This is a genomic window from Gilliamella sp. M0364 (assembly GCF_016100565.1).
Taxonomy (GTDB): domain Bacteria; phylum Pseudomonadota; class Gammaproteobacteria; order Enterobacterales; family Orbaceae; genus Gilliamella; species Gilliamella apis.
The window spans coordinates 597,155-609,385 of sequence record NZ_JACFSF010000001.1; the positions used below are offsets into that span (position 1 = coordinate 597,155).

The window sequence follows — 12,231 nt, forward strand, 5'->3', positions numbered from 1 at the left end:
ATTAACACAATTATGCAGTAGCTCCAATTGATTTAAAGTAGTTTAGATTTTTATCGAAAATGCATTGATTTAAAAAGGAAGGGAGTACTTCGTTCGACTATATTTCTAGCACTCCCTATATTGATTCCGCCAATATTATGGTCGGAATAGCAGCTTTGTGATTGGTAAATTAAGTACATAAAAAATACCAAACAAAAATATAATGGATTAAGGATTTATATGTTCTATAGAATCGTCTTAATTATTAGTATCTTAACTTATAGCTCCACCGCTATAGCCGACAACAACGATTTTGATAACGCTATTAAAGCCGATCAACTGCTTAAAGAGAGTATAGAGGCTAAAAAGTTTCAGAATTTTGAACTCGCATTGTCAAAACTGCAAATTGCAAATCAACTATCACCAACTAATTCTGATGTCTTAGTTCAATTGGGTTTCAATTATTATGCATTAGGCAAATTAGACCAAGCCAAACAATCATTTCAAAAGGCTTTATCCATTTCACCTAACTATGTTGATGCACAATATGGTCTAGTGAGCGTTATTTTAGCGCAAAATCCTGATAATCCAGATGAAGCGGAAAAATTGCTAAATCAATATATAGAACAATCACCTAATGATGTTCAATTGTTAACAATTAGCAAAACCATCGAAGCCATAAAAAATTCTATTCATAATTGGGATTTTAATTTAGGAGGTACCCATAGCCATTTATCAAAGTCTTATGCCGATTGGAACGAAATGGAAATGGCTCTATCTTATAAATTATCTAAAACAGATACGATTACGGGATATTTTGCACAATCACACCGTTTTCATATGAACGATCAAAAATATGGGGGAACACTTTGGCACACTTTTAACGACAGAGCGTATGGTTATTTAACAGGATTTATCTCTTCCTCAAATAAATTATTTGCCAAATATACGCTAATTAATGGAATCGATTACGCCCTATTTAACTCAATAAATCAGAATGTTAACTCTTTTCATGTTACTTTGGATATGAAGTTAGATCATTACGATGATGGGAACATTAAAAGTATCGATCCAGGTATAATCCAATATTTTTTTGGTGAACGACTGTCTTTATCAGGAAAATGGAATAATACCTTTGATCAAGATAATAAACATATGAGCGGTTTTTTAGTTAAAATAACCGGTTCGCCTACCGAAAAACTACACTTATTTGCTGGTTATTCTAATTCTCAAGAAACATCGGATCGGTCAAGTAATTTTACCCGTTCATTAATTAAAGTGTCTGCTCTTTTTGTTGGCTTTTCTTATGACATATCTGAAATCGTTACCATAAATATCAACTATACGAACGAAGATCGTAAAGAAACAACCCATAACCGTAAGTTGTATAACAAAAATACTATAGGGTGCGGAATAAAATGGAAATTCTAATACGTTATATCAATATCTATAATGGTAGTTTTGTGCTGTTTGGTTTCATTGTAATAATCATAACTTCGATAATTTACTTTAAAAGAAGAAACCAACGGCGACACTTCAATAAATTAAAAGTAACCTTAATTACGGCCTACAACCAAAGCATTAAACAAAACAATAAAATTATTTTTAAAAATGCCATTGATAAAACATTATCATCGGGATCACTAATACTGATTGTCGCTTTTTTTGCTAAAAAGCAACGCTATGAAGTGCAAGAATTTCTACCTTTTTTTGCAGAAGAAACATTCCAAACAAAATTACGTGCACTCTTACATAAAGGAACTGTTCAACAACGAGTTGACGCTGCTAATATGTTGTCTTATTACCCATGCCAAAAATCATTTATTGCTTTAGAAAAAGCTTGTTCAGACCCTAGGCAAGAAGTTGCTATCGCTGCTGCATTAAGTTTGGTAATCAGTAATCCCGATGTATCCTTAGTCGAACTCATTACTAAGCTGTTCAATTCAATACCACAAAAAGGGTTATTTTGTTTTTTACGTCTTATTCCATCGTATAACTTATTACAATTTGAATCACAAGTAATTGACGAAGAATCAAGTAATTTCAATAGTACGTTACTTACCATGTTAAGAGAAATTTCCAATAACTACATAACGCCTTATGTTATGTTTGCCAGAGAAGATCAACGAGATTACATGCAACAATTATTTGAAACTTTACTTGGTTTGCAATGTAAAGCCTCAGGAATCATTCACAGTTGTTATATTTTAAATTTCATTAATGAACTTTGTTATCAAGATAGGATATGTAATATTCAAGAACTTATAACAAAAAATTTTAATTTTGATACTAAATTATTTGTTTATTGGGATGATATTAATAACGGTTTTTATAAAAATAAAGTATGGGCAACATTATGAATAGTTATATATACAACTCTTTAGTTGTTTCAATGCAAGCAACAGTTTTTATTATTATGTTTATTGGACTGTTACAACTTTTCATTTACTTTATACAACTTATCATAGCGTTATATGTGTTTTTTGATAATCCACATAAGGAAAGAAAAATACAAAGTATACAAAAAAATGACGGTATGTTACACCCAATTACAATTATTATACCTGCTTATAATGAAAGTGTAACCATAATTGAAAGTATCAAGTCTATACTTGCTACTGAATATCCTAATGCAGATGTGATAGTTGTCAATGATGGCTCAACTGATGATACTTTTGAGTTAATTAATCAATTTTTTAATTTAGAAAAAACTTTACACAATCTCAATACTAATAATCCAAATCATCTTTCACACGCTCAAATAAAAGGGGTTTATGTTTCGCGTAAAGATAGCCGATTACGTGTTATCGATAAAGTGAATGGTGGCAAAGCAGATGCACATAACGCTGCGATTAATTTAAGTCGTTCACCGATTATTTGTCTTTTAGATGCTGATTCAATTTTAGCGCCCGATGCTCTTACAAATGCTATGGTTCCCTTCATTGACGATCCAAAAACGATTGCAGTTGGCGGAACAGTACGTGTTGCCAATAGTTGTTTGATCAAAAATGGGGTAGTGAAAAAAATCAAGTTATCTAAAAAATACATTGTTCAATTACAAATAGTCGAATATATGCGGTCTTTTTTAATGGCAAAAGTTGCTTGGAATCATATTAGCGCGTTACCAATTATATCAGGGGCTTTTGGCTTGTTTCGTCGTGATTTTGCTATTCGCATTGGTGGATTTTCCGTTGGTTCGGTAGGTGAAGATTATGACTTTACAGTTAAATTACATAAATATATTTATGATTCAAAGGTTGATTATAAAATTAAATATGTCCCAACAGCCATTTGCTGGACACAAGTTCCTGAAAAATGGAGTGTTTTACGGAATCAACGTATTCGTTGGCATATTGGCGCATTACAAACATTTTTTCATTTCCAAAATTTAACTTTTGATATAAAATACCGCAGAATTAGTTTTTTAATTTTACCCTTTTCAATATTAACCGATATTATAGGGCCATTATCTGAATTTTTAGGTTACATATTACTACCGCTCTTTTGGTATCTTGAGGTTGTAAATGGTAATCTAGTCTTATCCTACTTTTTGCTAGTCATTTGTTACAATATATTAATTACTTCAGTAGCCATTGCCATAGATGGATTATTGCTAAAGGGACTTGATAAAGTAAAATATTTATTATCACTTTTTTTAATATCTTTGTTGGAAAATTTTGGTTATCGGCAAATTTGTTTGTACTGGAAACTTAAAGGTTTTCTTCGATTAAAAAAAGGTAAAATATCTTGGGGAAAAATGGAGAGAGTCAAATTTGACAAATAATGTAATTACAATAAGATCTATCCTATTACTTATAGTAGCTTTTAATATAACTCCTTCTTTTGCTGTCGATCTTTTTTTATGTAAAACTCCAAACGGTACTTATAATGTGTTAGAGGAGCAATCAAATGAAGATTCATATCAGTATAAAAAAATAGCATTTTCAAGTAAAACCCAAAACCTGATCTTTACCTCAATTTCCTCGCAAAAAGAACAAAATAACAATTTAATTTCATCTAGCTACGTTGACAACGATAAAGTTAAATCCACCACTGCGACTGAAATGTTTGATTCGATACAAAATAATAATACTCTCTCTGAGAATCAAACAATTACTACCCAACCTCCTGTCACTAATAATCAACAAGTTACAAAGAAATCAATTAATCTTGGAATGTGGAACTGGGAAACTCGTACTTGGGATACTTCTCCAGAACAATTTATAACAAAAATTAAGTCGAAAGGGATCAATCAGATATATCTACAATTAGCAATTGAAAATGAAACAATAAAATTTAAAGAACAGTTAAATCAACTCCTTGATATTGCCTATGAAAATCAAATAAAAATCATTGCGGTAGAAGGTTCACCCTATATGGTCATAGACTCTGGCTTAAAAAATGCCATCAGGCGTAATAAAATAATTAAACAGTTTTGTTCTATGCGTGAAAATAAGCCTTGTCTTGCTGGTATTCAGTATGATATCGAACCTTATGTGTTAAAAGAATACAATCAAGATGCCAACCATTTTTGGCAACTTTGGAATAATGCCATAGAAATGCTCAGTCAGTCATGGGGTGATAAAATCGATGTTGTCATCCCTTTCTGGTTACTCAATAAAGATATTGACGAACGAATTGTAAAAAACATTCAATCCTCCTATATCTCAAAATATATTATTATGGCTTACCGTACTAATTACACAGATATTTATAATATTAGTAAGGATTGGTTAACTTGGGGTGTTCAAAACGAAAAAAAAATTATTATTGCGCTCGAAAATAATCTACTTTATGAAGAAGTTCAGAGTATTTACATTCCGATTATAACTAATAACGAGATTGAAAAACTCGCATCCAATGATAGCAATGTTATTTTACGCCAAAAAGATAACCCTTGTGGTGATAATGATGTTTATACTGACTCCTCGCACTTATCAGCAAGAATAGGAAATAATGAAATTAGTTTTATGGGGGATGAAGAAAAGTTATTTGAAACGGTAAGGTTACTGGAAAATGACTTAGCTCAATGGCGATCTTTTGACGGCATTGCTCTACATGGTCTTGCTTTATAACGATAAACGCCTTTTAAATAAAGCAAAAGAGCTGGCAAACCAGCTCTTTAATTATCAGTATACATGCTCAAAAAATGATTAATGCTCACGTGTTTTTCTAAATTCCACATCTGGATAACGTTCTTGTGTTAGATTTAGATTAACCATACTCGGCGCAATATAAGATAGATTATCACCACCATCTAGTGCTAAATTTTGCTCACATTTTCGTTTAAAATCTTCAAGTTTCTTACCATCACTACATTCAACCCAACGAGCCGTTGTTACATTTACTGGCTCATAAATCGCTTCTACGTTGTATTCAGATTTTAAACGCGCAACAACTACGTCAAATTGCAACACCCCTACCGCTCCAACAATTAAATCATTGTTGGCAATTGGACGGAATACTTGTACAGCACCTTCTTCTGAAAGCTGAACTAAACCTTTTAATAATTGTTTCTGTTTAAGAGGATCTTTTAAACGAATACGACGAAACAGCTCAGGGGCAAAATTAGGTATACCGGTAAATTTAAGATCTTCACCCTGAGTGAAAGTATCACCAATCTGTATAGTGCCATGATTATGTAAACCAATAATATCACCAGCATAAGCTTGTTCAACATGATCTCGATCACCAGCCATAAAGGTTAACGCATCAGAAATGTTCACATCTTTTGCGATACGAACATGACGCAACTTCATGCCTTTCTCGTATTTACCCGATACAATACGCATAAAAGCAACTCGGTCTCGATGTTTAGGATCCATGTTGGCTTGGATCTTAAATACAAAACCAGTAAATTTTTCTTCAGTAGCGGCAACTTCACGTTTATCGGTCTGGCGAGGTTGAGGCGTCGGAGCCCAAGCTGTCAAACCATCAAGCATATGATCAACACCAAAATTCCCAAGCGCTGTACCAAAAAATACTGGGGTTAAATCACCAGATAAAAATGCTTCCAGATCGAACTCATTTGATGCACCTTGTACTAATTCAAGCTCATCACGAAGTTGCTGTGCTAAATCGTCACCAATTGTGTTATCGAGATCTGGATTATCTAAACCTTTGATAATACGAACTTCCTGAATAGTATGACCTTTACCTGTTTGATAAAGATAAGTCTCATCTTTCGCTAAATGATAGACGCCTTTAAATAATTTACCACAACCAATTGGCCAGGTAATTGGTGCGCACATGATGTTAAGTTCGTTTTCAACTTCATCAAGCAACTCCATTGGATCACGTATATCACGATCAAGTTTATTCATAAAAGTCAAAATTGGCGTATTGCGTAAACGTGTTACTTCCATCAATTTACGTGTTCTATCTTCGACACCTTTTGCCGCATCAATAACCATTAAACAGCTATCAACAGCCGTTAATGTTCGATAAGTATCTTCCGAAAAGTCCTCATGCCCAGGAGTATCAAGTAAGTTAACTAAACAATCATTATAAGGAAATTGCATAACCGATGTGGTGATAGAAATACCACGCTGTTTTTCCATTTCCATCCAATCTGATTTAGCGTGCTGAGCATTTGCACCACGCCCTTTAACCGTACCCGCAGTTTGAATCGCTTGTCCAAACAACAATACTTTTTCGGTGATAGTCGTTTTACCCGCATCCGGGTGAGAGATAATAGCAAAAGTACGACGAGCCTTAACTTCGTCTAAATAAGCTTGTTCTGTCATAAAATTAATCAATTTAGCTAAGCAAAAATAATGGCGTATTCTAACAGGTCTACATCTATATTGCCATTGAAGAAGACTATTTTGCTATTTGCCTTATTGATATATCTATGCATAATAGCGGCATTTAATACTGATGATGATATAATCACTATTTGGTAATAGTGTTTAATATTAGAAATATCTGAAAATAACCATTAATATGAATATTCGTGACCTAAAATTGTTTTTACATTTGTGTGAGACATGTCATTTTAGTATGAGCGCTGATGCAATGCATGTTAGCCCATCCACACTTTCAAGGCAAATCCAACGCCTTGAGGAACAATTTGGCCATCAATTATTTATTCGCGACAATCGACAAGTTCAAATTACTCATGAAGGCGAAAAAGTTAAACGATTTGCTCTACAAGTTGTAAATCTACATCAACAATTAAAGCACGAGTTAGATCAATCAACTCAACAATTGGTCGGAGAATTAACATTATTTTGCTCAGTAACGGCTGCCTATAGCCATTTACCTGATATATTAGATCGCTTCCGCATGCATTATCCACTAGTTGAAATAAAACTATCTACTGGTGATGCCGCTGATGCAGTTGAAAAAATTCAATCCAATCAGGCTGATCTTGCAATTGCAGGCAAACCTAAACAATTACCAGCTGGTGTTGAATTTATAAAATTAGGTGAGATTGAAATGGTCTTATTAATTCCTAAACTCAATAGCTCATTTAGTGATAAGTTACATCAAAAAACGCCGGATTGGCATAACATTCCTTTCATTTTGCCAGAACATGGCCCCAGCCGACAAAGAATTGATTTATGGTTCAAACAACAAAAAATAACCTGTCCTAGAATTTATGCAACAGTTGCAGGACATGAGGCAATTGTATCTATGGTTGCTTTAGGATGCGGTGTGGCATTATTGCCAAAAGTGGTTATGGAAAACAGCCCAGAAAGAGTACGCGAGCGAATTACTGAATGGTCAACCAATTTAATGCAACCATTTGATGTCGGTATATGCGTTCAAAAAAGACGATTATCAGAAAAAATTATTTCGGCGTTTTGGGCTCTTGGGAAGCAAAATTTACCGTCTAATGAATAAATTATATAATCAATCATAAAATGGAAAACTAAACTAATTAAAAAATGGGAAGCTACTGTAATGACCTTAATAATCAGAAATAAAAAAACTTTAATATCATTACTATTTTTACCACTAGTTACAATTCCGAATATAGGCTATACCGATCAAAACAATCTCTACAAACCAAAACCACAATGGATTACTATTCACAGTTCAAACTACTATGATGGTGATAGCGACGATCTGGTCACAGCCGGCATTGGCTTTACACCTTTATCATCAATGATACAAAAATTCAAATTTGCTGATCCAGCTAATCCCACGACGCAGGAGCTTCGTCGAGCCAAACTAAATCGTTTTATTGATACAAAAACTGGAGAGGGTCAATTATTTGGCTTTAAACAGAAAAACTTATCACCATTGTTCGACGGAAAAATAGCCGGTAGCGAAATTTTAGCGACACTTAAAGAAGAAAATGTCGGTATTCTATTACAAATTCCCGTTGATTTTGATAAGAAAAAACCATGTATAGTGGCCGTTCCTGCTAGCAATTATGACGGTTTATATAACGCCAAAGATATGCAAATTCGTGGGCTTTGGGGACTAAAACACAATTGTGCAGTAGTTTATAACGATAAAGGATTGGGGAATGGTATTTACGATATTACAAATCAGCAAGGTTTCACTATAGAAGGAAAAATTGCAAAAGATAATCTATTATTTAATCCTAAGATTAAAAATAGAGAAATTTTTATCGAAAATAATCCAAATAGATATGCCGTTAAACAGTTACATTCAAAACAAAATCCTGAACATAATTGGGGCAAATATATTTTAAATTCTATTGAATTTGCACTTTATGAAATAAATGATAGATTTTCAGCCACAAACACTCGCGATTTTAACGCGGATAATACGTTGATATTAATCTATGGTGCTGAGGATGGTGCTAGTGCAGCTTTGAAGGCTGGTGAATTAGATAAAAATGGTATCATTGATGGTATTGTTGCGGTTAATCCACAAATACAACCAAACCCAGATATTACCTCACTTTCAATCCAAAATAAAACTAGTTCTAGAAGTTTAAAATATAATTCAATTCCTGATTATGCTACCTTAGCAGCACTTTATATTCCTTGTGCCATCCCGGCAATTGAGCCTAATAAGTCAGACAATTATGTTCCTTATGCGTTGAAATATTTTTATTCACAAAATCGCTGTGATGCACTAAAAAAAGCTAAATTATTAACTACAGGAACACCTAAAGAAGCCCTAGACAAATTACATGATTATGGTTGGCGACCAGAGATGGCGATCCAGTTACCCTATTTTTATTATAAAGAGTCTATTGCCTTTCCGTATCAATTTATCAGTTCATATGGTCGTTTTGATGTTACAGAAAACATGTGCGATTATTCTGTGGCCAGTACTCAACAAGATCGACTCTATAATTTTGGCGAAGTAATGCCGTTAAAAGAAGTAAACTTCTCTGAAATATGGTCACTATCTAATGGTCATTTACCTATTTGGGCAGATAAAGATGTTACCGCTATTGATCTTGTTGTAAATAAAGATATCGTTTCACCAAGACGAGCATGGTACTCAAGTTCTGAAATTGAAAATCAAATAGATTATGGTATTAAAGGAGCAATTTGTTTACGAGAAAAAATAACCGAGAAACGAGTTATTGATGGACTCAAACAAGTACAAGCAACCGGAAATTTAAATAAAATTAAAACGTTTATTGTACATGGACAAAATAATGTCAAACAGTTAATAGATCATACATCTCGCCCTTATGTTGCTTTAAATAGTGCAGTAGAAGGAAAAGAATCACAACTACGTTATATCGAAGTTGAAAATGCTAGTTATCTCGACGGCAAATCACCATTTGATAATACATTATTGGCTATTGATTATTACGGTGAAGATGCCATTGAGTGGTTATGGGCTAATCTAACTAACAATACGACATTACCTGAAAGCCAGATAATTCGTACTAAGCCAAGAGGAGGCAGCATTGGTCAAGCTCCGCAAGCGACAATTGAAAACTTAGTACCAATAACTCAAAAACCAGATATCAATAACTTAATAATATTGGAAGATAAAAAAATCGCTTTACCTTAATAAAACTATTTGATTTTTTTAATGGTTATCGAATGAGTTTATATAACTAAATTATACGATAACCATTGTCTCATTAACTTATGCCGATTTTACAAATCGTACATATTTTCGGGTATAAATCAAAAAAAAGTATTTCTAATGCATTATAATTTTGCTTGATATCAATAATAGTTTCTTGCAATAAATAAAGCTTTGGTCTTCGCTGTGCCATACCTTTTAATACTTTCGCAATAAAATCGATTGAAGCGTAATTTTCTAGCCAAGATTCTCGCCACATTGCATTCATAAAAGATTGGTAATTTTTAGGATAATCAATAATATATGGCTGAATATACCTTTTAGTCATAATATTAAATGACGATAAAGTTTGACTTGAACCAAAATCATGCCAATACTTTGATAAAAAATGATCCCAAACAATATCAAGCGTAATTGGAGCAACACGTTGATGACTATTTCTAAATAACATTTTTGCCTGTTTAACAGAGGGAAAACTATCAGTAAGATTATCAACTTTTCGATGCAACATAATGCCATCAGCTATCTCTGTCGGATACTGTTGATAAGGATCACCTTTTACAAAATCAGCAACACTATTGCCAATTAGCGAGCTATTGGCAATTGTTGCTAAATGTAAATGCGCAAGAATATTCACAACTCTCTACCAGCCATCAATCACGATGTTTAAATTCGCCTTCAGCAAATCCTTCTCGCCAATAGCTGGTGATCTGAATAGCATTAGGTTCTAAATTAAGATATTTATCTTTGATTGAATGGCGTAATTGTTGTGCTAATGATCTTTCCATTCCTCCCCAAAACAATATATTTTCTTGATCACTCAAATCAATGTTCATTACAGCTTCAATTAATTGATTAGGAGCATTTACATCCTTAACGAACCATTGAACTGTTACATTTTTGTTGATTGGGAGCTCAACAATATCCGTTTTGTGGTTAACTTCAATAAAAGCTAATGCTTTTTGAGAACTAGGCAAATTTTCTACAGTATAACATATAGTTGGCACTGCAGAAATATCGCCCATCAAAACTAAAAATTGATTATCAAATTCTAATTTACCTGCGGTACCAACAATACCAACTTGATCGCCTACTTTAGCCTTTTGAGCCCAACACGTCGCTAATCCATGAGAATGAATAGCAAAATCAATGATTAGCTGATTGGTGGATTCATCATAACTACGAATACTATAGCTACGCGCTAATTGGCGAATTCGATCACTGACCATGATTTTATTATTTTCGTCTAATTGCGGAAAAGTAATTTCATCAGTCAAAGGATCAGCAAAGAGTAATTTTAAATGAGGACAAATCCAACGAGGATTGACCATCAACGGCTTATCACAGCTAAAATGCAAACGTAAAAAACTATGGGATAACTGTTTAACTTTAATAACTGTTAATAACGCATTAATAATTGCTTTTCTTGGCTTCTCTTGCATATGATGATCCTTATATTGCTGATATAACAGAAACATCATACAACAAAAAATAGCTAATACTATTAATTTTGACTATGAAAATATAAGTTAATTTATAGTTAATTAACGATATCGTTATTAAGCTGTCACTGAAAAACCCCTTTCCTCAAAATTTGAGGATTACCCAATTATTAATAAATCTAACTATTTGATATATAGTGCCTATATATCATACTTATCTGAAATTATACGAAAAATAACCTACTTAATAATAATTTCAGAAAGTAACTAGATCATGTTTTGAATAATTGTTTTTTTATATTTTTGATGAACTCTTTATCTGTATCGATTATATGGCTATCGCTTTGCCAATATTTTAAATAAATGAGTTGTTGTTTACTTAATTTTAATTCTATTTTGTATAGTTTTTTATCTATATCCGCTGGCTCCGACGCCGACGCCTTGCTCGTTTTCAACGGCTCGATGTCGGCTTTTGACATTTCGTTCGCTACTCTCTCTTCATGCCAACGTCGCTTTAACCACTGATGATATTGTTCAGTATCGTAATCCATTCTAAGCTCAGCGCCAAAAACGGTTTTCACCGCTTTTGGCAATCGCTCGGTCAACTTTGATTCGGGAAAACCACACACCACAATCTGACGATTAGGATATTTTTTAAACTGCATAAACCGTAGATTTAGGCAACAGCCTAAATGCTCAGTTAAAAGAAAAGCGCCTTGATTATAAGCACGCAAAAACATACCTTCTTTAAATAGTAATATACCTTTGAATTGATCTTGTTGATAAAACTTTTGTAACATATTCATAATGATTCTTGTCTAATAAGTAATAACCC

General features: G+C 33.2%; 10 protein-coding genes. 6 read left to right on the forward strand and 4 right to left on the reverse strand.

The annotated features are described in order from the left end of the window. The first annotated feature begins 219 nt into the window (after window positions 1–219). The 4 genes from H3U96_RS02715 (at window position 220) to H3U96_RS02730 (ending at window position 5,054) form a co-directional block, all read left to right on the forward strand. The gene (locus H3U96_RS02715) at window positions 220–1,410 is read left to right on the forward strand and encodes a YaiO family outer membrane beta-barrel protein (RefSeq protein ID WP_086360434.1); all 1,191 of its coding nucleotides are present in this window, start codon (window positions 220–222) and stop codon (window positions 1,408–1,410) included. Further along, window positions 1,398–2,339, forward strand: coding sequence for a hypothetical protein (locus tag H3U96_RS02720; protein WP_086360433.1), 942 nt, complete (start codon window positions 1,398–1,400; stop codon window positions 2,337–2,339). The genes H3U96_RS02715 and H3U96_RS02720 overlap by 13 nt, the downstream gene beginning before the upstream one ends. Then, the gene (locus H3U96_RS02725; protein WP_198195483.1) at window positions 2,336–3,763 is read left to right on the forward strand and encodes a glycosyltransferase; all 1,428 of its coding nucleotides are present in this window, start codon (window positions 2,336–2,338) and stop codon (window positions 3,761–3,763) included. Before H3U96_RS02720 ends, H3U96_RS02725 begins: the two co-directional genes overlap by 4 nt. 106 nt (window positions 3,764–3,869) lie before the next feature. Continuing rightward, window positions 3,870–5,054, forward strand: a complete 1,185-nt coding sequence (locus tag H3U96_RS02730) for a hypothetical protein (RefSeq protein ID WP_198195485.1) — start codon at window positions 3,870–3,872, stop codon at window positions 5,052–5,054. A gap of 78 nt (window positions 5,055–5,132) precedes the next feature. On the opposite strand, the gene prfC is transcribed toward H3U96_RS02730, so the two are convergent. Next, entirely contained in the window at window positions 5,133–6,725 is a 1,593-nt protein-coding gene (gene prfC / locus H3U96_RS02735) for a peptide chain release factor 3 (RefSeq protein ID WP_086357175.1), read from the reverse strand. 199 nt (window positions 6,726–6,924) lie between these two features. Here prfC and ilvY point away from each other — a divergent pair, with 199 nt between their 5' ends. Together ilvY and H3U96_RS02745 are read left to right on the forward strand one after the other, a co-directional pair. After that, the gene (gene ilvY, locus H3U96_RS02740; protein ID WP_034901974.1) at window positions 6,925–7,827 is read left to right on the forward strand and encodes an HTH-type transcriptional activator IlvY; all 903 of its coding nucleotides are present in this window, start codon (window positions 6,925–6,927) and stop codon (window positions 7,825–7,827) included. 60 nt (window positions 7,828–7,887) lie between these two features. After that, complete coding sequence (locus H3U96_RS02745; protein WP_086360430.1) at window positions 7,888–9,936, forward strand: 3-hydroxybutyrate oligomer hydrolase family protein; 2,049 nt, start codon at window positions 7,888–7,890, stop codon at window positions 9,934–9,936. Window positions 9,937–10,009: 73 nt separating this feature from the next. On the opposite strand, the gene H3U96_RS02750 is transcribed toward H3U96_RS02745, so the two are convergent. From H3U96_RS02750 to H3U96_RS02760, 3 genes are all read right to left on the reverse strand, one after another. Beyond that, window positions 10,010–10,591 carry an ACP phosphodiesterase gene (locus H3U96_RS02750; protein ID WP_086360429.1) on the reverse strand — a complete coding sequence of 194 codons (582 nt, stop codon included), beginning with the start codon at window positions 10,589–10,591 and terminating at the stop codon, window positions 10,010–10,012. 16 nt (window positions 10,592–10,607) lie between these two features. Next, window positions 10,608–11,396 (reverse strand): siderophore-interacting protein, encoded by a 789-nt coding sequence (locus H3U96_RS02755; RefSeq protein ID WP_165755061.1) that lies wholly within the window; start codon window positions 11,394–11,396, stop codon window positions 10,608–10,610. A 272-nt stretch (window positions 11,397–11,668) separates the two neighbouring features. Beyond that, entirely contained in the window at window positions 11,669–12,202 is a 534-nt protein-coding gene (locus H3U96_RS02760; protein ID WP_065613331.1) for a hypothetical protein, read from the reverse strand. Between the last annotated feature and the right edge of the window lie 29 nt (window positions 12,203–12,231).